At 41.5% G+C, this 25,704-nt stretch carries 26 protein-coding genes; 2 read left to right on the forward strand and 24 right to left on the reverse strand.

Translation table 11 applies throughout. From position 1 onward, the window contains the following. Nucleotides 1-135 precede the first annotated feature (135 nt). The 13 genes from rplS to fabG all read right to left on the reverse strand — a co-directional run bounded on the left by rplS (nucleotide 136) and on the right by fabG (nucleotide 11,373). A complete protein-coding gene (gene rplS, locus NSU19_RS11385; protein ID WP_063388424.1) occupies nucleotides 136-477 on the reverse strand; it encodes a 50S ribosomal protein L19 in 342 nt (113 codons plus the stop codon). Between the two features lie 129 nt (nucleotides 478-606). Then, nucleotides 607-1,341 carry a tRNA (guanosine(37)-N1)-methyltransferase TrmD gene (gene trmD / locus NSU19_RS11390; RefSeq protein ID WP_063388425.1) on the reverse strand — a complete coding sequence of 245 codons (735 nt, stop codon included), beginning with the start codon at nucleotides 1,339-1,341 and terminating at the stop codon, nucleotides 607-609. Continuing rightward, on the reverse strand, nucleotides 1,338-1,859 hold the full coding sequence (gene rimM, locus NSU19_RS11395) for a ribosome maturation factor RimM (protein ID WP_066246531.1): 522 nt from the start codon (nucleotides 1,857-1,859) through the stop codon (nucleotides 1,338-1,340). The genes trmD and rimM overlap by 4 nt, the downstream gene beginning before the upstream one ends. Nucleotides 1,860-1,869: 10 nt before the next feature. Beyond that, nucleotides 1,870-2,250: a YlqD family protein gene (locus NSU19_RS11400; protein ID WP_063388427.1), complete on the reverse strand. Its 381-nt coding sequence runs from the start codon at nucleotides 2,248-2,250 to the stop codon at nucleotides 1,870-1,872. A 184-nt stretch (nucleotides 2,251-2,434) separates the two neighbouring features. After that, nucleotides 2,435-2,665, reverse strand: a complete 231-nt coding sequence (locus tag NSU19_RS11405) for a KH domain-containing protein (RefSeq protein WP_063388429.1) — start codon at nucleotides 2,663-2,665, stop codon at nucleotides 2,435-2,437. Nucleotides 2,666-2,677: 12 nt separating this feature from the next. Beyond that, entirely contained in the window at nucleotides 2,678-2,950 is a 273-nt protein-coding gene (gene rpsP, locus NSU19_RS11410; protein ID WP_063388430.1) for a 30S ribosomal protein S16, read from the reverse strand. A 96-nt stretch (nucleotides 2,951-3,046) separates the two neighbouring features. Continuing rightward, nucleotides 3,047-4,387 carry a signal recognition particle protein gene (gene ffh / locus NSU19_RS11415; RefSeq protein WP_066246533.1) on the reverse strand — a complete coding sequence of 447 codons (1,341 nt, stop codon included), beginning with the start codon at nucleotides 4,385-4,387 and terminating at the stop codon, nucleotides 3,047-3,049. An 11-nt stretch (nucleotides 4,388-4,398) separates the two neighbouring features. Beyond that, the gene (locus NSU19_RS11420; protein WP_063388432.1) at nucleotides 4,399-4,731 is read right to left on the reverse strand and encodes a putative DNA-binding protein; all 333 of its coding nucleotides are present in this window, start codon (nucleotides 4,729-4,731) and stop codon (nucleotides 4,399-4,401) included. Between the two features lie 94 nt (nucleotides 4,732-4,825). Further along, a complete protein-coding gene (ftsY, locus tag NSU19_RS11425; protein ID WP_063388433.1) occupies nucleotides 4,826-5,809 on the reverse strand; it encodes a signal recognition particle-docking protein FtsY in 984 nt (327 codons plus the stop codon). Between the two features lie 16 nt (nucleotides 5,810-5,825). Then, complete coding sequence (gene smc / locus NSU19_RS11430; RefSeq protein WP_339196576.1) at nucleotides 5,826-9,392, reverse strand: chromosome segregation protein SMC; 3,567 nt, start codon at nucleotides 9,390-9,392, stop codon at nucleotides 5,826-5,828. Between the two features lie 86 nt (nucleotides 9,393-9,478). Beyond that, nucleotides 9,479-10,219 carry a ribonuclease III gene (gene rnc, locus NSU19_RS11435; RefSeq protein WP_094246063.1) on the reverse strand — a complete coding sequence of 247 codons (741 nt, stop codon included), beginning with the start codon at nucleotides 10,217-10,219 and terminating at the stop codon, nucleotides 9,479-9,481. A gap of 113 nt (nucleotides 10,220-10,332) precedes the next feature. Continuing rightward, complete coding sequence (locus NSU19_RS11440; RefSeq protein ID WP_063388436.1) at nucleotides 10,333-10,566, reverse strand: acyl carrier protein; 234 nt, start codon at nucleotides 10,564-10,566, stop codon at nucleotides 10,333-10,335. 63 nt (nucleotides 10,567-10,629) lie between these two features. Continuing rightward, nucleotides 10,630-11,373, reverse strand: coding sequence for a 3-oxoacyl-[acyl-carrier-protein] reductase (fabG, locus tag NSU19_RS11445; RefSeq protein WP_063388437.1), 744 nt, complete (start codon nucleotides 11,371-11,373; stop codon nucleotides 10,630-10,632). 432 nt (nucleotides 11,374-11,805) lie between these two features. Between fabG and NSU19_RS11450 the strand changes: the two genes are divergently transcribed. Next, nucleotides 11,806-13,035, forward strand: coding sequence for an IS110 family transposase (locus NSU19_RS11450; protein WP_027725928.1), 1,230 nt, complete (start codon nucleotides 11,806-11,808; stop codon nucleotides 13,033-13,035). Between the two features lie 127 nt (nucleotides 13,036-13,162). Here NSU19_RS11450 and fabD read toward each other — a convergent pair whose 3' ends face one another. The 6 genes from fabD to NSU19_RS11480 all read right to left on the reverse strand — a co-directional run bounded on the left by fabD (nucleotide 13,163) and on the right by NSU19_RS11480 (nucleotide 20,022). Then, nucleotides 13,163-14,119: an ACP S-malonyltransferase gene (fabD, locus tag NSU19_RS11455; RefSeq protein ID WP_339196579.1), complete on the reverse strand. Its 957-nt coding sequence runs from the start codon at nucleotides 14,117-14,119 to the stop codon at nucleotides 13,163-13,165. 2 nt (nucleotides 14,120-14,121) lie between these two features. Further along, complete coding sequence (gene plsX, locus NSU19_RS11460; protein WP_339196581.1) at nucleotides 14,122-15,123, reverse strand: phosphate acyltransferase PlsX; 1,002 nt, start codon at nucleotides 15,121-15,123, stop codon at nucleotides 14,122-14,124. Then, entirely contained in the window at nucleotides 15,107-15,709 is a 603-nt protein-coding gene (gene fapR / locus NSU19_RS11465; RefSeq protein WP_063388440.1) for a transcription factor FapR, read from the reverse strand. The genes plsX and fapR overlap by 17 nt, the downstream gene beginning before the upstream one ends. A gap of 92 nt (nucleotides 15,710-15,801) precedes the next feature. Next, nucleotides 15,802-17,847, reverse strand: a complete 2,046-nt coding sequence (recG, locus tag NSU19_RS11470; RefSeq protein ID WP_339196583.1) for an ATP-dependent DNA helicase RecG — start codon at nucleotides 17,845-17,847, stop codon at nucleotides 15,802-15,804. Between the two features lie 127 nt (nucleotides 17,848-17,974). Beyond that, nucleotides 17,975-19,642 (reverse strand): DAK2 domain-containing protein, encoded by a 1,668-nt coding sequence (locus tag NSU19_RS11475; RefSeq protein ID WP_066246543.1) that lies wholly within the window; start codon nucleotides 19,640-19,642, stop codon nucleotides 17,975-17,977. Between the two features lie 17 nt (nucleotides 19,643-19,659). Next, on the reverse strand, nucleotides 19,660-20,022 hold the full coding sequence (locus NSU19_RS11480; RefSeq protein ID WP_063388443.1) for an Asp23/Gls24 family envelope stress response protein: 363 nt from the start codon (nucleotides 20,020-20,022) through the stop codon (nucleotides 19,660-19,662). 238 nt (nucleotides 20,023-20,260) lie between these two features. Here NSU19_RS11480 and rpmB point away from each other — a divergent pair, with 238 nt between their 5' ends. After that, nucleotides 20,261-20,449, forward strand: coding sequence for a 50S ribosomal protein L28 (gene rpmB, locus NSU19_RS11485; RefSeq protein ID WP_063388444.1), 189 nt, complete (start codon nucleotides 20,261-20,263; stop codon nucleotides 20,447-20,449). Nucleotides 20,450-21,130: 681 nt separating this feature from the next. On the opposite strand, the gene spoVM is transcribed toward rpmB, so the two are convergent. The 5 genes from spoVM to NSU19_RS11510 all read right to left on the reverse strand — a co-directional run bounded on the left by spoVM (nucleotide 21,131) and on the right by NSU19_RS11510 (nucleotide 25,704). After that, on the reverse strand, nucleotides 21,131-21,211 hold the full coding sequence (spoVM, locus tag NSU19_RS11490; protein WP_063388445.1) for a stage V sporulation protein SpoVM: 81 nt from the start codon (nucleotides 21,209-21,211) through the stop codon (nucleotides 21,131-21,133). A 220-nt stretch (nucleotides 21,212-21,431) separates the two neighbouring features. Then, nucleotides 21,432-22,079 carry a ribulose-phosphate 3-epimerase gene (gene rpe / locus NSU19_RS11495; RefSeq protein WP_063388446.1) on the reverse strand — a complete coding sequence of 216 codons (648 nt, stop codon included), beginning with the start codon at nucleotides 22,077-22,079 and terminating at the stop codon, nucleotides 21,432-21,434. Nucleotides 22,080-22,081: 2 nt separating this feature from the next. Then, nucleotides 22,082-22,966: a ribosome small subunit-dependent GTPase A gene (rsgA, locus tag NSU19_RS11500; RefSeq protein ID WP_339196585.1), complete on the reverse strand. Its 885-nt coding sequence runs from the start codon at nucleotides 22,964-22,966 to the stop codon at nucleotides 22,082-22,084. 18 nt (nucleotides 22,967-22,984) lie between these two features. Then, the gene (gene pknB / locus NSU19_RS11505) at nucleotides 22,985-24,952 is read right to left on the reverse strand and encodes a Stk1 family PASTA domain-containing Ser/Thr kinase (RefSeq protein ID WP_339196587.1); all 1,968 of its coding nucleotides are present in this window, start codon (nucleotides 24,950-24,952) and stop codon (nucleotides 22,985-22,987) included. After that, complete coding sequence (locus tag NSU19_RS11510) at nucleotides 24,946-25,704, reverse strand: Stp1/IreP family PP2C-type Ser/Thr phosphatase (RefSeq protein ID WP_339196590.1); 759 nt, start codon at nucleotides 25,702-25,704, stop codon at nucleotides 24,946-24,948. Before NSU19_RS11510 ends, pknB begins: the two co-directional genes overlap by 7 nt.

Below are 25,704 nucleotides of genomic sequence, written 5' to 3' on the forward strand. Positions count from 1 at the left end.
TCCACCTATTTTTAAACAGATTATGCTTTCGCTAAATAATTTTTTCCAAAAATATTAAATGAATTCATAAGTGAATGACTGCTCACATGACAAAAGGGCCTGTATTGAATACAAGCCCTTTTTATGTTCGAATGTTTATCTTTCTTTAATGCGAGCTGCTTTACCATGTAGATTGCGCAAATAGTAAAGTTTTGCACGACGCACTTTGCCTCGGCGAACAACTTCGATTTTCGCAATTCTTGGAGTGTGCAGCGGGAATGTACGTTCAACACCTACGCCGTAAGAAACTTTACGAACGGTAAATGTTTCGCTAATACCGCCGCCGCGGCGTTTAATCACAACTCCTTCAAAAACCTGAATCCGTTCACGGGAGCCTTCAACAACCTTCACGTGAACACGGACGGTATCCCCAGGTCTAAATTCAGGCAAATCTGTGCGAAGTTGTTCTTTCGTAATTTCTTCAATTAATTTTTGCATCGCAATCATCTCCTTCCAACAGATGCTCATACAAGATGCTTGCAGCGGAACATCGTTTTAAAAAGACAAGACCGGCTGTCTATGTCACAAAACGTATCTTATCATAGGAAACAAACCATTTGCAAGCATTCATTTCGCCTTTTTTATTTCTTCCAGCCATTTTTTTTGCTTTTCCGTTAAAGAATAGCCGTCCAATAAGTCAGGTCTGCGCTCCCATGTTCTTCGGAGCGATTCTTTTTCCCGCCATTCGGCTATTTTTTCGTGATGGCCTGACAATAACACATCAGGCACCTTCATCCCCCTGAATTCAGCAGGGCGGGTGTAATGCGGATGTTCAAGCAGTCCCGTTGAAAAAGAATCATTTTGGTGCGATTCTTCATTTCCGAGAACACCTGGTAGAAGACGCACAACACAGTCAATGATGACCATCGCGGCAAGCTCGCCACCTGTCAGGACAAAGTCTCCAATTGAAATTTCGTCTGTCGCAAGAAAACGGATTCTTTCGTCGTAGCCTTCATAATGCCCGCAAATAAATATTAGATGATCTGCTTGAGCCAGCTGCTCTGCTTTTTTTTGGGTAAAGCGTTCTCCTTGCGGACAAACAAGTATGACTTTCGAATGCTGTGCGTTTCGCTTTTCTTTTACAGCCTCAACAGAATGAAAGATCGGCTCCGGCTTTAATACCATGCCGGCACCGCCACCGTACGGATAATCATCGACCGACTGATGCTTGTCTGTTGAATAGTCTCGAAAATTAATAACGTTAATCGAAACAGCATCCTTCTCCTGAGCTTTTTTTAAAATCGATTGGTTAAAAACTCCAGCGAACATATCAGGAAATAAAGTCAGTACATCGATAATCATTTGTCCAATAACCCTTCCATAGGAAAAATGATGACTCGCTTCTCTTTCACATCAATATGTTTCACAACATCCTCGATATATGGAATCAACAAATCTTTTTTGCCTTTTCGTTTGACAACCCACACATCGTTAGCACCGGGCGTTAAAATTTCATTTATGATCCCCAGCTCATCGCCGTCTTCGGTATACACGGAGCATCCGATAATTTCATGAAAATAATATTCTCCTTCATCCAGGCTGCCAAGCTGGCTTTCTGGAACCTTTATGTCTGAGCCTTTAAACGGCTCAACCTCATTGATCGAATCATACCCTTCAAAAGACAATAAATCAAAATTTTTATGAATTCGATGAGATTTGACAATGACTTCAACAGGCTCTTTGTCTTTTTGAAAAATGTATAAACGGTTTCCGCGTTTATATCGCTCATCAGGAAAATCAGTTACGGAAACGACGCGCACTTCGCCGCGAATTCCGTGCGTATTGACAATTTTTCCGACTTGAAACCATTTTTCGGCCATATGATCACCTCTAGCGAATCTCTTTTACTACTCCATCTTCGATCACAATCGTTTTTTCATTCAGCAATTGATCCCAGTTGTCGCCTTCTTTTACTTCGATTACTGCGTTCACTTCCCGTTCTTTTAATTCGCTGCCTAGAGGGAGCATATCGATTTGCTGAAGCTTAAATTCCATCAACTTCATTTTTTCCTTTCTTTTGTTGATTTCCTGATGGTACTGGGAAATGATGGACTGGTTTTTTGTTGTTTTTTCAGCTTTTTTCAGCTGAAAATATAATTGATCGCATTCCCGTTTCATTTCTTCTTTTTTTGCCTGCCATTTATGAATCAGTTTTTCCTTGCTGTTTTCCGTCAATATTTGCTTTACTGTGATCGGATAAATGATTTTCATTCCTCTCTCCTCCAGTCATAAAATTGCTCCGAGGAGTATATTCATGGAAGATCCCTCCCGGCTTTTCCCTTCTGGCCAGAAGAGGGAGGTCTGGAATCGTCGCAATTTCAAATGTGATTTTTTGATCCTGCGAAATCAGCTTTTCTTCTTTTGTAAAAAAGGCGAGGAGCAATCCCCTCACCTTTTAATCATTAATTTTAAGCGTTACTCTCATTGATTTGCCGCTAGCCGCTGCATAAACGACCGTCCTGATCGCTTTTGCAATACGGCCTTGTTTTCCAATCACTTTGCCAATATCGTCTTGGTGAACAGAAAGAGTATATACAATTTCACCTTTTTTCTCCTCTCTGTTCACCTTGACTTCATCCGGATGATCAACAATAGCTTTGGCAATTGTTGTTATTAACTGTTCCATAATAATCACACATTATTTACTATATTTCGCATTGTGGAATTTTTCCATAATCCCTTGTTTCGAAAACAGGTTACGAACAGTGTCAGACGGTTTTGCACCGTTTTGAAGCCACTTAAGAGCCAATTCTTCGTCAATTTTCACTTCAGCAGGATCCTTTACTGGATTGTACGTACCGATCGTTTCAATGAAACGTCCATCTCTAGGAGAACGGGAATCAGCTACAACAATGCGATAAAATGGAGATTTTTTTGCACCCATGCGTTTTAAACGAATTTTAACTGCCATATTTTTTTACACCTCCGAAATATTTTCAACAAAATAGAATATTATCAATGATCAAAAAGTTTGTAAAGTGTTTTTTCTTAACAGAATAAATTTTTATTACATAAAAGGAAATTTAAATCCTTTTCGCTTGCCTTTTGTCATTGAAGTCATTTGCTTCATCATTTTTTTCATTTCTTCAAACTGCTTTAAAAGCCTGTTTACTTCCTGGACAGAAGTACCGCTCCCTTTAGCAATCCGTTTTCTTCTGCTTGCATTAATAATTTCCGGCTTCTCTTTTTCTTCTTTTGTCATGGAGCGGATGATCGCTTCAACGTGGCTTAGCTGCTTTTCATCAACTTGAATGTTTTTCAAGCCTTTCATTTTCCCTGCACCAGGCAGCATGGAAATCAACTCATCAAGAGGACCCATGTTTCTTACTTGTTCAAGCTGCTCTAAAAAATCATCGAAAGTAAAAGACATCGTCCTCATTTTTTCTTCCAGCTGCTTCGCTTTCTCCTGATCGACGTTCTCTTGAGCCTTTTCGATCAGGGTCAAGACATCTCCCATTCCTAATATACGCGATGCCATTCGTTCGGGATGAAACGGTTCGAGCGCATCCAGCTTTTCGCCCATCCCGGCAAATTTAATCGGAGCACCTGTTGCCGCACGAATGGAAAGCGCAGCACCGCCACGTGTATCCCCATCAAGCTTTGTCAAAATAACACCGGTAATGCCAAGCTCATCATGAAAGCTTTTTGCCACATTGACGGCATCTTGTCCAGTCATGGCATCGACAACGAGAAAAATCTCATCAGGATTTGCAGCTTCCTTCACCTGCTTTAATTCATCCATCAGATTTTCATCGATATGCAAGCGTCCGGCTGTATCAATGAGAACATAATCATGATGCTCATTTTTGGCATATTCCAGCGCCTGTTTGGCTATTTCAACAGGGCTTACCTTGTCGCCGAGTGAAAATACAGGCATGCCAAGCTGCTTTCCTAATGTTTCTAATTGTTTAATGGCTGCAGGACGATAAATATCAGCTGCAACAAGAAGCGGGTTTCGGTTATGTTTTTTTCGCAAGTAGTTGGCAAGCTTTCCAGTCGTAGTCGTTTTCCCTGCACCTTGAAGGCCCGCCATCAAAATCACCGTCGGCGGCCGTTTGCTTACGGCAATTTTGCTCTGCTCGCCGCCCATCAGCTCGGTCAGCTCTTCTTTCACTACTTTGATAACTTGCTGGCCTGGTGTCAAGCTTTTCATGACTTCCTGGCCAACAGCCCTTTCGCTGACTTTCTTAATAAAGTCTTTGACGACTTTATAGTTGACGTCCGCTTCCAAAAGAGCAAGACGAACTTCCCTCATCATTTCTTTGACATCCGCTTCAGAAACCTTTCCTTTGCCGCGGATTTTAGCCATCGTGTTTTGCAGTCGGTTGGCTAATCCCTCAAAAGCCATGGCGGCTCCTCCTAATCCAGTTTTTCCAAAAGATGAAGTAGTCGGTCAAATTCTTCCTTCATTTCTGATTGGAAAGGCAGACCTTTCAGCTTTTCAATTATTTTTTTACGCTCTTGAAATTTCTTGAACAGCTGAAGCTTCTGCTCGTATTCCTCCAGCATCATTTCCGTCCGTTTTATGTTGTCGTACACTGCCTGGCGGCTGACGTTGTATTCTTCAGCAATTTCACCTAGGGAGTAATCATCCAAGTAGTACAGAGACATGTAGCTTTTTTGCTTTGGCGTCAACAACGACTGATAAAAATCAAATAAATAATTCATCCTCGTTGTTTTTTCAAGCAACATCAACACCCCCTGTTGTTAAGTGAATTGCCTTTACATGTTTTTAGTGTATCGATTCTAACTGTAGATGTCAAGTTTTTTTCTTAACACAATTACGTTACGCTTCATCTACTAAATCGGCAAACAGCCCATAAACATATTTCTCTGCATCAAATTTCTCAAGATCGTCCATTTTTTCGCCAAGCCCCACCAGTTTTACAGGAATGTTCAGCTCATTTCGAATGGCTAGAACAATTCCTCCCTTCGCAGTGCCATCCAATTTTGTCAAGGCAATTCCAGTGACATTTGTCGCCTCCGAAAACTGTCTTGCCTGGCTCATTGCATTTTGTCCTGTTGTCGCATCAAGGACAAGCAGCACTTCATGCGGAGCACCTGGAATTTCCCGTTCGATAACCCGCTTTACTTTCTCAAGCTCTTTCATTAAATTCATCTTATTTTGAAGCCGTCCAGCAGTATCACATAATAAGACGTCTACTTTTCGAGAGCGAGCGGCCTGAATGGCGTCATACACGACGGCAGCAGGATCAGAGCCTGCCGATTGTTTAATCACATCTACGCCAACCCGATCCCCCCAAACTTCCAGCTGTTCGATGGCGCCTGCTCGGAACGTGTCGCCGGCAGCAAGAAGGACAGATTTTCCTTCTTCTTTTAATCGATGTGCAAGCTTTCCGATCGTCGTCGTTTTTCCAACACCATTGACGCCAACAAACAATACGATGTTTAACCGGCCGTCTTCAATGTTTAAATCGGTAGGAGCGCCGTCTTCTCCTTGATAAATTTCAACAAGCTTTTCGGAAATGGCAGCGCGCACTTCCTTCGGTTCTTGAATGTTTCGCCTTTTCACTTCCATTTTCAATTCATCGATCAAGTCCATGACCGTTTGAACGCCGACGTCGGCAGTAATCAAAATTTCCTCTAATTCCTCGAAAAATTCTTCATCAACCTTTCGATAGCGCGAAACAAGTTCATTTAAGCTTTCTGTAAAAGAGCTTCTCGTTTTTTCAAGCCCTTCTTTAAATTTTGCCGTTACTGAATCCTTCTGCTTTGAAATTTTTTCTTTTAATTTCTTAAAAAAACTCATTTATTTTTTCTTCCTTTCACGACGATTTCACATATCTAACTGTATCTTCCAAGCGGACGGATACAACTTTTGACACTCCCGATTCTTGCATTGTCACACCATATAAAGCATCCGCTTCTTCCATCGTCCCTTTCCGGTGGGTGATGACAATAAATTGAGTATTCTCACTGAAACGCTTCAAAAATTTAGAAAATCTTTGAACGTTTGCTTCATCCAATGCCGCCTCTACTTCATCGAGAACACAAAACGGAACAGGACGTACCTTTAATATGGAAAATAGAAGGGCAATTGCGGTCAAAGCGCGTTCGCCTCCGGACAGCAGGCTTAAATATTGCAGTTTTTTCCCTGGAGGCTGAGCAATAATGTCCACTCCGGTGTTTAACAGATCGTCGGGATTTGTCAAAATTAAATCCGCTTTTCCGCCTCCGAACAGTTCTTTAAAAACGATATCGAATTGAGAACGTATTTTGGCAAACATTTGGGAAAACTGCTTTTTCATTTCTTCATCCATTTCGGCGATGACTTTAAAAAGAGTTTCTTTTGCATTCAATAAATCGTCCCTCTGTTCTGTTAAAAACTCATGCCGTTCACGCACCCGCTCGTACTCATCAATTGCCCCTAAGTTTACGGTTCCAAGCTCTTCTAATGCCAGTTTAATCAGCTTTACTTTTTTCTTCGCCTCTTCTTTCTCCATCTGTAAAGGAAAGCGGGCCTTTGCTGCTTCAAAAGTTAGCTTATACTCATTTTGCAAATAATTCAAGAGCTGATCAAGCTCCACATCCAGCCTGTTTAATTTCACTTCTTCATCTTTTAGAACGTCCGTCAGTTGTTTATGAGCGCGCTTCAGCTCTTTCCATTCTTTTTCTTCTCGTTCCAGCTCTTCTTGCATGCTCATTCGCTGGCGTCTGCGGGATGCGATCAATTCAATTGTTTTATTTTTGTCCTCAAGCTTCTCCTTTTTTATTTCTTCCAATTGGATTTCACCGGAGTGGTCGCGGTCGATTTCATCCAATAATAGTTGTAAATCTTTTTCCGCCTCTTTCTTTTTTTGATTCGCCAGATGATATTCTTTTTCAAGGCGTGCTAATTGTTCCTTACTATTTTTAAAGGATTCCTCTTTTCCTGCAAGAATAATTTTGAGCTCTGTTATTTCCTGCATCCATTCTTCCTTTGATTTTTGCTGTTTCTCCTTCTTCTCGGCCAGCTGACGAATCTCTGAATCTAGCTGTTGTATTTGTCCTTCCATTTGTTCGATGGAGGACAGCAATTTTGTTTTTCTTTCATCTAACTTCTCCTGTTCTTCTACATAGGCGATTTTTTCAGCATCGTAAAGCTTCAAATGATCATTAATATTTCGCTCTTTTAATTCAATTTCCCTCAAGCTGCCCTTCAAAGCTTGCTCTTCCATTCGCAAAGAAGATCCTTCTTCCCGCAGATCATCAAGCTCTTTCTCTTTTTTGGCAATCGATTGCTTCAGATTTTTTACTTCTTTTTCGAGCAAAGCTGTCTTTTCTTCCATTTCCGCAATTTTGTCGCGAATCGACTCAAGCTCTCGGTTTTTAGTAAGGAAAGAAGGTGATTTCTGCTTCACCGCTCCTCCTGTCATCGATCCGCCTGGATTGACTACATCGCCTTCAAGCGTAACAATTCGGTGAGAGTACTGAATTTGTTTGGCAATCGCATTTGCCCCTTCCAACGTTTTTGCGATAATAACGTTTCCTAACAGATTTTCTATGATCGGCTTATATGCTGATTCATATTCCACGAGTTGAGACGCTATCCCGATAAAATCAGGATGGCTTTCTGCAATCGAAAGCTGATATTTCGGGATTGAGCGGCCTTTGATGACAGATAAAGGAAGGAACGTCGCTCTGCCGAATGCATTTTTCTTCAAAAACGCAATCGCCTGTCTTGCCGATTCTTCATCGTCAACGACTATATGCTGGCTTGCCGCGCCAAGAGCAATTTCAATGGCTGTTTCATATTCATGTTTCGTTGTCAACAGCTCGATAGCAGCACCATGTATGCCTTTTAGCTTGTTTTTTGCTTTTAAAACTTCGCGGACACCTTGGAAGAAACCGGTATAATCCTCCTGCATCGCCTCTAGCATTTCTTTTTTTGATTTTGCTTTTTGTAAATATTGATATGCTTGATAAAGCAGCGATTCCTTCTTTTCATATTGTTGTTTTAGGCTTTCCAACGTTTTTAAGCCTGTATGATAAGAGGAAAGCTGATTTTGCAATGTTTTTCCGATTTTAGAAAGCTGTGCTTCTATTTTCCCTTTCTCTTTTTTCAGCTCTTTTCTTTCGGAAATATATTTTTCGTTTGCCTCGTCTAAGCGGTCTGCTTTGACTTTTCGCAAGCTTAGCTGCTCCTCAATATAATTGATTTCATTTCGAGCGCTTGCCAGTTCATTTAATTTTTCAAAATAGTCACTTTTTAGCTGCTCAAGCTTTTCCTCGATGTTTCCATCCAGGCTTAGCAGCTCGTTTTCTTTTTTTTGCAGGAAGGATTTTAGTTCTTTTACTTCTTTTTCGCATGTTTCATAGACGCTTTTTTGCTCTTCTTTTTCTTTTAATAAATGATTTATTTGTTCAGTCAGCTCAGCGATTTGCTCTTTCAACTGCTGTTCGTTTTGCGCCGCATGTTTTTTTCTTTCTTTTAAAACTTCTTTTTTCCCTTCAAGCTTCTCCAGTTCTTCGCTTGCCAAAAGAAGAACTTGCTGCAAATCATTGATTGATTCATCCAATGCACTGATTTGATCCCGCATTTCTTCCAGATTCGCTTCTTTTTTTTGTATTTGCGATGTCAGCTCTAGTTCGCGATCGCGATTTTCTTCGACCGAACGCTTCAATGCTTCCCATCTATCATGAAGCTCTTCAATTTCATGCGCGAGAAGAGCGACCTCATGCTGCTTCAGTTCTTCCTTTTTATCCAAATAATCCTTTGCAATAGATGCCTGCATTTTAAGGGGCTCAATTTGCGCATTCAGTTCATATAAAATGTCTTGAACTCTATTTAAATTTTCTTCAGTTTCAGCAAGTTTTATTTCAGCTTTCTTTTTTCGGGTTTTATATTTTAGCACACCAGCCGCTTCTTCAAAAATTGTCCGCCGATCTTCCGGTTTCGCGCTTAAAATTTCTTCAACCTTTCCTTGGCTGATAATTGAAAACGCTTCTTTTCCGAGACCGGAATCCATGAACAGGTCGATAATATCTTTTAAGCGGCAAGATTGCTTGTTTATAAAAAATTCACTTTCTCCAGAGCGGTAAACTCTTCTTGTCACACTTACCTCATGATAATCGATCGGCAAAAACTGATCGCCGTTATCAAGAGTTAAAGTGACTTCCGCCATATTTAAACGTTTGCGAGTATCGCTTCCAGCAAAAATAATATCCTCCATTTTGGATCCTCTTAATGATTTTGCTGATTGCTCCCCAAGAACCCATCGAATAGCTTCTGTTATATTCGATTTTCCGCTCCCATTTGGGCCGACAACAGCGGTAACGCCGCCAGCAAAATCAACGCTGATCCGATCTGCAAAAGATTTAAATCCTACGATATCTAAACGTTTGAGGAACATGGTGATCCCCTTTCATTCCAAATAAGTCTTTCCTATTTTACCATAACAAAAAATGATCGGAGCAATATCAATAAAAAATCCCCCGTTTATTTTTGGGGGAATTCGCCTAATTTTTGCAATCCTTGTTCAGCTGCATGCTGTTCTGCTTCTTTTTTGGAACGGCCCACTCCTGAACCGATCACCTCTCCGTTTAAAGATACGGTTGCAACAAATTCTTTATTGTGAGCGGGGCCTTTTTCTTCCAAAATTTTATAATCCAAAACACCTTTTCCGTCACGTTGAATAAGCTCTTGCAATCTGCTTTTAAAATCCATCACATGAGAAAAAGCACCTTCGTCGATTTTCGGGAAAACGACCTTATTTAAAAAAGAAGTGACTGACTCAAGGCCTTGATCCAAATACAAAGCGCCGATAAATGCCTCAAAGACATCAGCTAAAAGAGCTGGACGACCGCGCCCCCCAGTCATTTCCTCTCCTTTTCCGAGCAAAACGAGTTCGCCAAAAGAAAGCTCGTTGGCAAAAGTAACAAGCGATGGCTCGCAAACAATGGCAGCTCTCAGCTTTGTTAAATTGCCTTCAGACATTGTCGGATATTTTTTATACAAGTACTCCGAAACCGTCAGCTCCAATACTGCATCACCTAAATATTCCAGCCGTTCATTGTCTTCATACGGTTTTTTGCGATGCTCATTCACATAGGATGAATGTGTAAAAGCCTGAAATAAGAGCTTTTCATTCGTGAACGTAATGCCGATTTTTGCTTGGAAATCACGAAACTTTTCTATTTTTTTTAAAAAATTTTTTTTTAAATTTGTTTTGTTAGGCATACGTTACCTCCATTTTCTAAACAAATGAAACAACCTCTACTTTATGTTAACAAAAAAAGGGATGAAAAGGGAGAAAGCCCCGCAAAGATACGGGACTTTTTAAAAACATGCAATTATAGTTTACTCTGTATGTAATTAACTGCATCCCCTACAGTCACAATTTGTTCCGCTTCTTCGTCGGAAATTTCCATGCCGAACTCATCTTCTAATTCCATAACAAGTTCAACAACGTCTAGGGAATCAGCGCCGAGATCGTCTTTAAAAGAGGATTCAAGCTTTACTTCAGATTCATCAACTCCGAGACGGTCGACGATGATCTTCGTAACACGCTCCAATACATCTGCCATAACTTTCACCTCCCTCCAGTATTATAGAAGATTTGTCTTCATATTACTACAACGAATTCAAAATTAATACATGACCATTCCGCCGTCGAGACAAAGTGTTTGCCCTGTCATATAGGAGCTTTTATCAGAAGCAATGAATGTTACCATATTGGCAATATCATTCGGCTCGCCGAAACGTCCGAGCGGAATTTGTTTGAGCATTTCATTTCTTATTTGTTCAGGGAGCTGATCCGTCATATCGGTTGAAATAAAACCTGGCGCTACAGCATTTACTGTAATATTTCGGCCCGCCAGCTCCTTCGCAGTCGTCTTCGTCAGTCCGATAATCCCGGCTTTAGCCGCTACATAGTTTGCCTGTCCAGCATTACCAGCTATACCGACGATCGATGCGATGTTGATGATCCTGCCGGAACGCTGCTTCATCATTTGTCTTGTGACCGCTTTTGTACAATTGAAAACGCCTTTTAAATTTATGTTGATCACGTCGTCCCATTCTGATTCTTTCATTCGCATAAGCAAATTATCTTTCGTGATTCCGGCATTATTTACAAGAATGTCGAGACGTCCGAATCGTTCGATTACTTCATTGACCATGCTGTTTACTTCATCAGCATTTGCAACATTAGCGCGAATGGCAAAAGCTTTCCGTCCTAAGGATTCAATTTCTTTAACCACTTCATTGGCTTTTTCCTCATTACCAGAATAATTTACAGCAACATCCGCGCCATTTTTGGCAAGATCAATAGCAATCGCTCGGCCGATTCCGCGGCTTCCTCCCGTTACAAGAGCCGTTTTCCCTGAAAGCATAATCATACCTCCTCGTATACTAAGTTTCAGAAAGTTTTTTTATCGAATTTCCAGTCCGATACGCTCCTTGACAATCGCATATCTTGGGTGGTTGCCTTTGTGGGAGGGGCGCGCCCCTCCCACAAAGGGTTGAGCGTACCGGGGTTGGACTTTTCGCAATGTTCCTGGATAATGGTCTTAGGATCATCGGGGATACTCTTCTCACTCCTGTAGCTTTGACTACTTGTAAAGTCTGTCTCCTCGGCCCCTGTTTGGACGTCTAACCCGCAGGCTGTTCCCGTTGGTTTTCCCCATGCTGGAAGGAGCAGCTTCCAGGGCAGCCCATGGTCCAACGTGAGTTCTCATATGCGAGGGTGACTGGTCAACAGGCGCGATCCGGGGGCATCCCGAAGAGTCCGACCCCTCGATCCTACAACAATAGGAGGTGATCTCATGAAACTCTACGTCGGGATCGACGTGAGCTCACGCGACTTAGCCACCTGCATTATGGATCATGAAGGAAATACGTGCGCACGCTTCAAAGTGGATAATCATCTTCTGGGCGCCACCTTCCTTCGGGATCAAATCCTCCTGTGGGCTAACAAGCGAAAGCCAACCGAAATTCTGATCGGGATGGAAGCCACCTCGGTCTACAGTTGGCATCCAGCTATGTTTTTCCACCAGCAGGAGGCCTTGCAGGCTTGGAACGTCAAGGTGTTTACGATCAATCCAAAGCTCATTCGCAAGTTTAAAGAAGCCTATGTCGACTTGGAGAAAACGGATGACATCGATGCTTGGATCATTGCGGATCGGCTTCGCTTCGGCCGTCTGAAGATGACGGCTGTCCTCAAGGAGCAGTTTCTCGCGCTTCAGCGACTGACACGCATGCGATATCATCTCGTCCACCAGTTAACCCGTGAGAAACAGTATTTTCTCCAGCACTTGTTTTACAAATGCAGTTCCTTTACCCAAGAGGTGGACAGTTCGATCTTCGGACATGCCATTCTCGAACTGCTGCTTGAGTCGTGGAGCCTCGATGACATCTGCCAAATGGATGTCAAGCAGTTGGCCGACTTCCTGCGCCAAAAAGGGCGCAATCGCTTTGCCGATCCGGAATGCATCGCCAAGTCGATTCAAAAGGCGGCCCGTTCGTCGTATCGGTTGTCCAAGTGTGTCGAGGATTCCATCGACTTGCTGTTAGGGCTGTCGATTCAATCAATCCGCAGCCTGCAATCGCAGCTCAAAGAGCTCGATAAAGCCATTACCCGCCATCTTGAAGGCATTCCGAACACACTGCAAACCATCCCAGGCATCGGACCGGTTTATACCGCAGGCATCCTGGCCGAAATCGGGCAAATCGAGCGGTTTCACAACCAGGCCGCCTTGGCAAAATATGCCGGCTTGACATGGTCCAAGCACCAATCGGGCCGTTTTCAAGCCGAGGACACCTCCCTCATTCGTTCCGGCAATCGCTATCTCCGTTACTACCTAGTGGAGGCTGCCAACTCGGTGCAACGGCATGATGCGACGTTTCGTGCGTACTACCGGAAGAAGTATGAGGAAGTGCCCAAACACCAACATAAACGAGCCCTCGTCCTCACCGCTAGAAAACTCGTGCGTGTGATCGATGCGCTGCTACGCAACGGTCAAATCTACACGCCAAGAAAGGGGGAAGATCGATAAGAGGATCGATCTGGTATACCAATATCAACCTTTAGACCCAGTTTATTACATGTACCAATACTGGGTTTCTTCAGTATTGCCTTTTTTCGGATCATCGGACAAGGGAATTTCCAATTTCTATGATTTTTCACCTTGACATATTACCGCAGGACTTTATGTCATGAACAACTGCTTCTAATGATGACAAATCAAAAATATTGTATGTTTTAACGCTGCGATCCACCTTTTTGACAAGACCTGTCAGAACTTTTCCAGCACCGATTTCAATAAACGTTGTCACCCCTGCTTGAATCATCGACCGTACACTTTCTTCCCATCGAACAGGAGAATAAAGCTGCTCAATCAAAAGGCTCTTGATTTCATCTTTATTTTGAACAGGAGCAGCAGTCACGTTTGCGATGACAGGAACGGATGCATCTTGAATGGTCACTTCATCAAGCACTTTGGACAGCTCGCTGGCAGCCGGCTTCATCAATTCAGAATGAAATGGACCGCTTACTTCCAGCGGGATTACCCGCTTGGCGCCCTTTTCTTTAGCAAGCTCCCCAGCTCTTTGTACTCCTTCTTTTGTTCCAGAAATAACGATTTGCCCGGGACAATTTAAATTTGCCAGTTGTACTAGTGTGCCTTCATTCGAGATTTGTTTTGTTATGTTTTCAAGTTCTTCCTGCACCATACCTAAAACGGCAGCCATGGATCCTTCTCCTGCAGGAACCGCTTTTTCCATCAGTTCACCGCGCTTTCTTACAACATAGACTGCATCTTCAACTGTCATGACGTTTGCCGCCACTAATGCTGTATATTCACCCAGGCTGTGTCCGGCAACATAATCAAAAACGACTTCATACTGTTTCAATGCTTCAAAAATCGCAGCGCTTGTCGTCAGCAGTGCAGGCTGTGCATTGTATGTTAACGTCAATTCTTCTTGCGGACCGTTGAAAATAATAGAAGTTAAATCAAAGTCTAAACGTTCATTTGCTTTTTGAAAAATTTCCTTGGAAATGGGAACTTGATCAAAAAAATCTTTTCCCATACCGACTTGCTGAGAGCCTTGTCCCGGAAACAGAAGAGCAGTTTTCCCCATTGTCAATCCCCTTTCAATTGCATGTTCTGAATCGTTTCTTCTATCGTTGAAGATACGGAGTTCGCCACTATTTCCCGAGCCTGGCGAATAGCATGAAAAATAGCCAGCTCATCGGATGAACCGTGGGCTTTGATCACCGGTGCTTTCAGCCCGAATAAGCAAGCCCCGCCATGCTCTGAATAATCCATTTTTTTCTTTAGTCCTTTTAATTTCGGCTTCAAAACAGCTGCAGCAATTTTCGCTGTAAAAGAGCTTGTCAACGCATCTTTCATCATGGCAAATACCGAAAGTGCTGTGCCTTCAATGGCTTTCAAAGCAATGTTTCCTGAAAAACCGTCCGTTACTACAACATCAGCCGCTCCTGACAGCAGGTCGCGCGCTTCTACATTGCCGACAAAGTTGATCGGCGATTGAGACAGAAGTTGAAAAGCCTGTTTAGCTAATTCGTTCCCCTTTTTCTCCTCCGTTCCAATGTTGAGCAAGCCAACTCTCGGAGATTTGATCCCTCTCACCTTTTCTGCATAAACGGAGCCCATGATTGCATACTGCTGCAGATGTTCCATTTTCGCATCTGCATTAGCGCCGACATCGAGCATCACAAAGCCTTTTCCATCAAGGGTCGGCAGCGTTGGTGCCAGCGCCGGCCGGTCGATGCCGTTTATACGGCCGATAATAAACAGACCGGCAGTCATAAGCGCGCCTGTATTCCCAGCTGAAATGCAGGCATCCGCCTTTTTGTCGCGAACTCTTTCAGCCATAATGACCATCGACGCATTTTTTTTTCTGCGCACAGCCCGAACAGGTTCGTCGTCATTTTCAATTTTTTCTTCTGTATGAAAAATAGAAACGTTTGTATGTCTTCCTTCTAACAATGGAGTGATCAGCGACTCATTTCCGATTAATTCAATTTCCAAATCAGAAAATTCATCAAGCGCCCTTAATGCTCCTTTTACAACCGCTTGAGGCGCGTTGTCTCCCCCCATTGCATCAATGGCTATCTTCATGTTTTGCCCCTTCCTTTTTAGATTGATTCGCAGATCTGAACATTTCAAATTCACCTGAAAAAACGAGTTCGTTGCCGACATAGCTGTTTACTTCAACAAATGTGCGGCCTTTATCTCGGTCAATGCGAGTGACTTTTGCTTTTGCGACAACGCGCTCATTTTCTTTTACTTGCCGTGTGAAACGGATTGTCGCTTTAGCCGTTAATGCCAATTCATCATCAATGCAAGCAACGGCAAGAGAGTTCGCTTGTGCAAATAGATGATGGCCGCGTGCAATTTGATTTCGGCTAAAAACATGCTCTTTTTTAACATCAAAAATCGAAATAGCTGATTTATCGAGCTCAAGATCAATAATTTCACCGATCACTTCATCAATCGGAAGGGATTTGACTTCATCTTCAAGTTTTCGTTCAGCGACATGCTTGATTCGTTCTCTTAATTCCGGGATCGACAGTTCTAGTCTGTCCAAACGGATGGTTTGGACGCTGACGCCAAATTTTTCAGCTAATTCTTCATCTGTAATAAAAGGCGTTTCTTGAATTGTTTCCAACAATAAACGCTGTCTTTCCTTTTTACTGCGTCTCATTTTTTACACCGTCCGACTAGTATTAAGACTAGGTACTAATAACAAGTATATAATCAAAGAAATAAGTTTGCAACAATGAATTCTTTTTTTGGCTAATCCAGCTTCTCTCCGCTCAACACTCCGGAAGCCTCTAAATCATCGCGGAGCGGCGCAAATTGTTCATCTTTCCAAAAAGCATCAGACTGAATCAGTTGGGCAGCGTCAGATCTCGCAGTTTCAAGCGCTCTGTAATCATGGACCATGTCGGCGATTTTAAACTCTGGTATGCCGCTTTGTTTTTTGCCGAAAAAATCTCCTGGACCTCTAAGCTCCAAATCTTTTTCAGCTAAACGGAAGCCGTCATCTGTTTCCGTCATAATTCTCATTCTTTCTTTTCCTATTTCTGATTTCGGATCTGAAAGCAGTATGCAATAGGATTGCAAGCTTCCTCGGCCAACTCTTCCTCGCAGCTGATGGAGCTGGGCAAGACCAAACCGCTCCGCATCGTAAACTAACATGACCGTGGCATTCGGTACGTTTACGCCCACTTCCACTACTGTCGTGGAGACAAGAACTTGCACTTTATTTTCGCTAAAATCCATCATCACCTGATTTTTCTCTTCTTGTGACATGCGTCCATGCAAAAGGCCGATTTGAATTCTGCCCTGATAAAATTGAGTTAATTGACTGTGCACTGTCACAGCATTTTCGACATCCAAATTTTCCGATTCTTCAATTAACGGACAAATCACATACGCTTGATGGCCCTTTTTCACTTCTTTTTCAATAAATATTAGAATTCGGGTTAACATTTCCGGCCGAACCCAATATGTTTTTACCTTCTTTCTTCCGGAAGGCATTTCATCAATGATGGAAACATCCATTTCGCCAAATGCAGTTATTGCAAGAGTTCTTGGAATAGGAGTTGCCGTCATAAATAACACATCTGGGAATTCTCCTTTTTCCCGCAATATTCTTCGCTGATTGACGCCGAACCGATGCTGTTCATCCGTAATCACAAGCCCTAAACGGCAAAAATTCACTTCCTCCTGAATAAGGGAATGCGTCCCTATGATCATGTTAATGTCCCCGGATTTTAACTGAAGAAGCAGCTCTTTTCGTTTTTTCCCTTTGATTGAGCTTGTTAATAAAGCGATGCGGACAGACGTATGCGAAAAAAGATTTGACAATGATTTCGCATGCTGCTCAGCTAAAATTTCCGTCGGAACCATCAATGCCGCTTGATAGCCGCTTAACACAGCGGCATACATCACAATGGCAGCAACTGCGGTTTTCCCTGATCCAACATCTCCTTGAAGAAGGCGGTTCATCCTGTAGGGTGAAGACATATCGGATAAAATTTCCGAAACGACACGCTTTTGTGCGTTTGTTAATGAAAAAGGAAGCGTGTCGATAAAGGATTGCAATTCTTTTCGATCAAATTGATGAGAAATTCCTCTTGAGGAAGACCTGCGAAAATGTTTAATCGCCTGCATTTTCAATTGAAATAATAAAAATTCTTCGTAAACAAATCTTCTTCTTGCTTGTTTCAGTTCATCGGCATTTTTGGGAAGGTGCATGGCTCTTACCGCTTCTTCTTTCATCGGCAATTTATATCGCTTCCTGAGCATTTCCGGCAAATTTTCTGGAATAAAACTGGAATACGACTGGATGGCGGTCCTGATAATCCGTTTTAGCTCTGAAACAGTCAACTTTCCGCGGACTGAATAAACGGGTTCTACTTCTTGATTTTGCTTATGAGGCCCAAAATGAATCTGTTGAACATTGACAGTTTGCCGATTGCGGTCCCAAATGCCAGAGACGGTAACAACTTGATTGATAGCAAGCTTCTGTTTGTAATATGGTCTATTAAAACAAACTGCAGTGACAACATAACGGCCGACAAGCATGCGAAAGGAAAGACGCGACCGCTTCTTTCCGTAATAGGTCAGCAATGGCTCGCTGTAAACCTTTCCTTCGACTGTCACCCTTTCTTTATGCTTCACTTCAGCAAGATCCTTTAAACGGTTGTCTTCATAGCGATTAGGAAAATAATAAAGCAAATCAGAAACAGTATGTATTCCCATATCATGCAGCAAACGTTCTGTTTGTTCTCCTACCCCTTTAACCGCTGTGACCGGTTGTAGCAATTGGTTCATGTTCTGTTTGCAGCTTTGAACTTAGCCGCGGGAAACCTCCTTTAAAACCGTTTGAAATATCGATATTTAGTTTACCAAAAATACTTAAACCGTGAAATAAAAAGAGGAAGGCCGAAGCCCTCCTGCTCTACTCAACTGAAAAAATATAAGAATATAATGGCTGATTTCCATTATGAACCTCAATTTCGATATGTTCATAATGATTTTCAACATGTTGGACTAATTGGTCTACTTCGTTTTCGGATGCATCTTCTCCTTGGAGAATCGTCAATATTTCATCCTCTTCATCGATCATTTGATCCAACAACTTTTTGGCAGCTTCAAGCTTGCTTTTATCTTTTGCGACGATGGTTTTCTCGTAAATCCCCATGAAGTCTCCTTTTTCTATCGCAAGTCCGTCAATACTTGTATCCCTTACAGCATATGTGACTTGTCCTGTTTTCACATTCCTGCTTGCTTCCTCCATCGCCTTTACGTTTTCCTCTAAACCGAGTTCAGGATTGAAAGCCAGCAGGGCGGATAATCCTTGAGGAACGCTTTTCGTTTCAATGACTCTTATATTTTTATCAGTTATTTGTGCTGCTTGATTGGCTGCCATAATGATATTGGAATTGTTCGGCAAAATAATAATATTCTCTGCGTTCAACTGTTCGACAGCCTTTACAAAATCTTCAGTACTTGGATTCATCGTCTGGCCGCCTTCAATAATTTTTGTTGCACCAATTGATGTAAAAAGATCGGAAATTCCCGAGCCCATGGCAACCGCGATAATTCCGTACTTTTCATTTTTGGGTGCCGCCGGTTCAGTAGATAATACATTTTCCGTTTGATTATTGACAATTGTACTATGCTGCTCGCGCATGTTTTCAATTTTCATATTCAATAAGCTGCCGTAGCGCTGCCCGTATGTCAATACCTCGCCAGGCTGTTCAGAATGGATATGTACTTTGACAAGTTCATCATCGGCAATTACTAAAAGCGAATCTCCGAACCGGGATAAATCTTCGCGAAATTTCTTTTCAGAAAACGGCTCTTTTTCTTTTTCAAACCGAACCATAAATTCTGTACAATATCCATATTTAATATCTTCTGTATTAATATGACTTTGTGCATTTTTATGATGCTCTGCACTTACCAGTTTGTCCATCGAAGGAAGCTTAGGGGATTCGGAAATTTTCTCTCCCTTTAATTCTGCCAAAAATCCCTCGTAAATAAATACAAGTCCTTGTCCACCGCTGTCCACAACGCCCACTTCTTTTAGGACAGGCAGAAGCTCAGGCGTTCTCTTTAATGACTCCTTTGCTTCTTTTACCACTTCTTCCATAACAATTGTCAGATCATCGGTTGATTTAGCTGTTTTAACAGCTTTTTTCGCAGCATCTTTTGCAACCGTTAAAATGGTCCCTTCAACAGGCTTCATAACAGCTTTATAGGCAGTATCAACACCTGCTTGAAAAGCTTTAGCAAATTCATCCGCATTGATCGATTCTTTTCCTTCAACTGCTTTTGCAAACCCACGAAAAAGCTGGGATAAAATAACCCCAGAATTTCCACGCGCGCCCATTAACAGACCTTTTGCAAATGCTCCAGCTACAGAACCGATATTTGATGAAACATGTTTTTGTACTTCTTTTGCTCCAGCTGTGATGGATAAATTCATGTTTGTTCCCGTATCCCCATCCGGAACAGGAAAAACGTTTAACGCATCCACCACTTTCGCATTATTAGATAGATGATTCGCTCCTTGAATCACCATTTCCGCAAAGCGCTTCCCATCAAGCAAAGTATTGGCCACAAATGTTTCCTCCTTCTCTACGGATTCGTAACACGAACCCCTTGCACATATATGTTAATGGAATCGACAGATAATCCAAGAATTTGATTTAATGTATATTTCACTTTTGTTTGAACATTATGAGCAACTTCTGATATTTTTGTTCCATAGCTGACAATAATATACATATCAATATGAACGCTCTCTTGTTCTTGGCGGACGATCACTCCACGGCTGAAATTTTCTCGCCGTAAAATTTCTGAGAGTCCGTCTTTAATTTGATTTTTGGAAGCCATTCCGACAATTCCGTAACAATCAACAGCTGCACCGCCGGCAACTTGTGCGACTACATCATTCGAAATTTCGATCTGGCCATATTTCGTTTTTAATTCGATGGACATTCGAGTTCCTCCTTTAGCATACGTTCATTACAAACATTTTACTATATGATGATTTGGATTTAAAGAAATGTCATGGCTCCCTACATAATAAGAGCATTAATACATGATGATGTCAAGCGTAAATTCTTGAAAGTGAGGTGAATTTATATTGCAATGATCAAGGGTGTATGTTACATTATTATAGTATCTTGAAACATTGTCAAAATAGCAATTTCCTTGCAAGTTAGGAGGTATAGAAATGGCTCGTAAATGCGTGATTACTGGCAAAAAAACAAGCTTTGGCAATACACGCTCTCACGCTATGAACGCTTCAAGACGCAAATGGGGAGCGAACCTTCAAAAAGTGCGAATTCTTGTGAATGGAAAGCCAAAACGTGTATACGTTTCTGCACGTGCTCTTAAATCTGGAAAAGTTGAGCGTGTATAAAACAAAAGTTAGACGACAAGAGGTTGGATTATGATCAGAAGAAATCGGCGAATCCCGATATCTTCTGATCAAAAGTATTTCGAAAATAAGCGTTTAAAAAATCGGCGCTTTAACAAACTTCTGACCGTTTTGTTTCAATACTCTTTATTCACCTTTTGAAGCACTCCCAATGTCACATTTCTTCAAGCACATTCTTCTTTTTAGGCGAATTCTGCAACTTTAAAATCCACGTTAATATGAAATTTTTTCAAACTGCTAAAAAAACTACATAGGTTATTTACTACATATTAACGATCGGAATACATTCCACTTTCTCAAACAGTTTGCCTTGCCTTTCTTCAGCCCGATCCGTGTTCCTTTTGGCATACACAAAATCAACCGCATAAAGTCTACTTTAAATTAAAAAAATTCTTTTTTACACAAAAAAAAATGGAAGAAAAATGAGGCAGCTTTTTAGTATTGAAGACAAAAACCCCTGCCATTTACTGTATTTGTTGAAAGTTTGCTAAAAACGAAGGCAACATGCACTTAATCGGTGTCCTCTATTATTTTTTCCAGTTGAAGCCGAACATTCTAACAGAATGGTAAATCCCCACAATATAATTTGGTATAAAAAAAGCTTGTAGAGTTCACACCATTCGGCTTTGTCTACAAGCAGAAAGCACCTTGATAGGTGCTTCTTTAATCTTTCTTAAATGAACCGAGCATTGCCCGTATAATTCCTCCTAAAAACCTCGGAAGCTTAATTGTATAAAATCTCATTTATATTTACCCTCCCCATGAGAAATCTAAAAAACGTCTATAAGTAGCATATTCATCATCCGTATTTTAGATACTAATTAGAACGTCTTCATCAACTTTTCTTACAATATCTTTATGCATGAAAAAAATAAAAAAGTACTTGACATCTATTGAAGAATCAACATAAAAATGAAAAATTTTTTCCTTTAAATGTGAAAAGAACCGCATATAAACGGTTCTTTCACATTCCTCTTATAGATTTGATCGCTTGTTTGCGATCTTTTTCATTATAAATGGCTGATCCTGCCACAAGCACATTTGCTCCAGCTTCCACACACAATTTGGCTGTTTCAGCGTTGATGCCGCCGTCCACTTCGATCTCAACTTGCAAATTTCTTTCTTTCAAGATGCTGGAAACTTGCTGAATTTTTTTGATGACTGATGGAATAAACGCTTGTCCACCAAATCCAGGGTTAACCGTCATCAAAAGCACGAGATCAACATCTTCTATTACATGCTCGATCATCGATACAGGAGTATGTGGATTTAAAACAACACCTGCTTTCACTCCATTCGATTTGATTAAATGGATCGTTCGATGAAGATGCGGGCATGCTTCCGCATGAACGGACAACAAGTCGGCTCCTGCTTCAACAAAAGCAGGAATATAACGATCAGGCTGTTCAATCATTAAATGAACATCAAGCGGCAGCTTGGTCACTGGGCGGATCGCTTGCACAATGAGCGGACCGATCGTAATATTCGGCACAAAGTGGCCGTCCATCACGTCAACATGAATGTAATCCGCTCCTCCTTTTTCCACATCAATAATTTCTTCTGCCAATCTAGAAAAATCTGCGGATAAAATCGAAGGTGCAATTTTAACCATGTTCAATACCTCGGCTTTCTTTCTTTTATCTCTTCTAAAAACTGAAGATAATGTTCGTATCTGTAGGAGGAAATATCGCCATTTTCAACCGCTTCTTTAACGGCGCATTTTGGCTCCTTCTGATGAAGACAGCCTCGAAATTTACATTGAATGCTAAATTCTTTTATCTCTGGAAAGCAATTCGGCAAGTCATCAGCTTCTATACCCGTAAACTCCAGCGAACTAAATCCGGGCGTATCGGCGACTAGTCCCCCTCCCAATGAAATGAGCTCTACATGTCTCGTTGTATGCTTTCCTCTCCCCAAATGATCGGAAATTTCTCCTGTCTTCAATTGCAAACGGTGATCCAGGCAGTTCAACATGGAGGATTTGCCAACTCCAGATTGCCCGGCAATCACTGAAATGCGGTCTTTTAAATAAGGAATGACCTGTTTAACTGTTTCAGGCTCTTTTGTAGTCATCAAAAAGACAGGATAGCCAATTTTTTCATAATCTTTGGCAAACTGACGAATCTTTTCATCTATTACATGATCTGCAATTAAGTCAATTTTTGTAATGCAAATGATCGGGCGAATGTTTTTGGCTTCCATTAACACCAAAAAGCGATCCAGCAGCTTGGCGCTAAAATCTGGACTTACAGCGGAAAAAACTAAGATCCCTTGATCAATGTTTGAAATGGGCGGACGGATCAATTCATTCTTTCTTTGCAAAATTTCTAGAATGTAGCCTTCTTTTTCATTTTCCGCCTGAAAAATAACTTCATCTCCAACTAGAGGGGAAATTTTATTTTTTCGAAACACCCCTCTTCCCCTGCATTGATAAAGCTTATTTTCAGCCAATACGTAATAAAATCCGCTTAACGCTTTAACAATTTTGCCTTTTGGCATACATGACCTCCTTTTTCATTAATTTTCAGGATAAGGAACTGTTTCAGTTTTCACCACTTCATTATTCAGCAAAACTTGATAATAAGCGGATTGACCAGGTTGAATCGTCAGCTCAATTTTCTTTTTGGTAGGCTTTGATATTTTAAATGTTTCATAAGGTTCACCGATAGAATGCTCAGCATCATTGATATAAATACCCACTTCCGCTTCTTCGCCGTGAATTTCGGGATCAAACGGGATCTCTACTTCACGGACGACTTTTTTGTCCGGCTTTTCTTCCGGACCTATGGAAATAACCACTTCTATTTTTTCACCTGGAAGCACTTTTTTTCCTGCACTCGGTGATTGGGAAATCACTTGACCGGCAGGAACTTCATCGGAATGTTCTTCTTTCTTTGAAAAAGATAAACCTTCTTTTTCCACATAGTCCTTAACAGCTTCTTCTGTGTATCCCGTTAAATCTGCAAGCGTGATTTTTCTCGGTCCTTTGCTCACGGTTAATGTAATTTCATCTTCATCAGGAATGAGCTCTGCTCCCTCACTCGGAGATTGGTCAATGACAGTTCCTTCCTCTTCGCTGCTATATTCTTCCAATACTGTAATGTTGGAAAATCCTTTTACTTCAAGGAGCTGTCTTACTCTCTCGATATCCTGTCCGATATAATTATCAAGCGTTACCTTTTTCTTGCCTGCACTTTCATAAATGATAATAGAAGAACCTTCTTCTACCATTTCTCCTGCTTCTGGTTCTGTCCTTATGACATATCCTTCTTCAATTTCATCGTTTTCCAGCAAAATCGTGTCTTTGACATCAAATCCTTCCTTCAGCAATTGGTTGACAGCTTCCTCATATGTTTTCCCTCTCACATCAGGCACTTCTACATCTTTTGGAAGGATTAGTTTAGGAAGAACGAGAAGTGCTAAAATGATGGCTATGATGACTACAGCTGTCGCCATCCATAACATTTTCAGCCATTTTCTTTTTTTCTTAGGGCTTACAATATTTTCATGCTTTTGTTCCTTTTCTGCTCCCGACGGCTGCCGATCCTTTGCATGATGAATGATTGTTTGTTCCCCAGTTTCAGGTATATCATGTAAAACAATCGGATGGGTGATCGTTTTTTCGTCGTTATCAGGTATTTCAAATTTCTTTTCATCTAATCTGTCTGTATTAAAGGCAGTGCGAATATCTTCTCCCATTTCTTCCGCAGAGGAATAACGGTGAAGAGGGTCTTTCGCCATCGCCTTTAAAATAATATTTTCGACGCTTTGGGGGATCTCAGGGTTCCATCTCTTTGGAGACGGAGCTTCTGATTGCAAATGCTTTAAAGCGATTGATACGGCCGATTCCCCGTCAAAAGGGAGCCTGCCTGTCAGCATTTCATACAGGACGATGCCGAGCGAATAAATGTCAGATTTTTTTGTTGCAATCTGACCTCTCGCTTGTTCAGGCGACAAATAATGTACAGAGCCCAGCACGGAATTAGTGTGGGTAATGGTTGTTGATGTCAAAGCCATAGCAATCCCAAAATCGGTCACTTTAATGTTCCCGAGGTTGTCAATAAGTATATTGTGCGGCTTTATATCTCTATGGACAATTTGATTTTCGTGTGCGTGAGCAATGGCTGATACGATTTGCTCCATTAAATTTAATGCTTCTCTAGGATGCAAAGGTGCATTTTGCTGGATGTACTGCTTTAACGTCTTGCCTTCCACATACTCCATCACGATGTAGTAAATGTTATCTTCTTCGCCGACATCGTAAATGCTGACGATATTCGGATGGGCAAGGCTTGTTGCCGATTGTGCCTCTCTCCTAAATCTTCGTATAAACTCATCATCATCTGAAAAATCTAGTCGTAAAATTTTAATGGCAACGTCGCGTTCTAAAATAATGTCTCTTGCTAAATAAACGTTTGCCATTCCTCCTCCGCCAATCACTTTCAAAATTTTGTAACGGCCGCTAATCCGCTTGCCGATCAGCATGTTCCATCACTCTCGCGGCTGATGACATGTTTATAAATAATGACAGAAATATTGTCATCGCCGCCGTTTTCATTTGCTAGCCGTATTAATTCCTTCGCTTTTTCTTCCAGTGATTGGTCGGATGATAAAATTGATTCCATTTCATGTTCCTGCACTTTATTCGATAAACCGTCAGAACAAAGAAGCAAATAATCGTTTACTTCTAGGACGACTGTTTTAATATCTGCATCGACAGATTGTTCTGTGCCGAGAGCTTTCAATAAAATGTTTTTTCGCGGATGCTCTTTCGCATCCTCTTTTGAAATTTGTCCCGATTTCACAAGCTCGTTCACTAATGAATGATCATCGGTAATTTGAGCAAAACCGGCTTTATTTAACAAATAGCATCGGCTGTCACCAATGTGGGCGATTGTAGCAAAGCTTTCAGTACAGATGGCACCGACAAACGTCGTGCCCATTCCTTTACATTCCTTATGTTCATTCGCATATGTCAAAAGTTCTTCGTTGACTTCGGCAATATGATCGTTTATCCAGCTCTCCGCCTGCTCGGGATGTTCCATTTTTTCCGCTTCGTTCCAGCTTTTTTCAAAATGCTCGATCGTCATTCTGCTTGCGACATCGCCTGCGAGGTGGCCACCCATTCCGTCAGCCACGACAGCTAAAATTTGCCCGTGTCGGTTAAGAATGGCACTTGCGGCGTCTTCATTATGGGTTCTGACCTTTCCTTTGTCAGTAAAAACAGCGGTTTTCAT

Origin of the sequence: Aeribacillus sp. FSL k6-2211 (genome assembly GCF_037966125.1) — a bacterium.
GTDB classification, from domain to species: Bacteria; Bacillota; Bacilli; order Bacillales; family Aeribacillaceae; genus Aeribacillus; species Aeribacillus composti.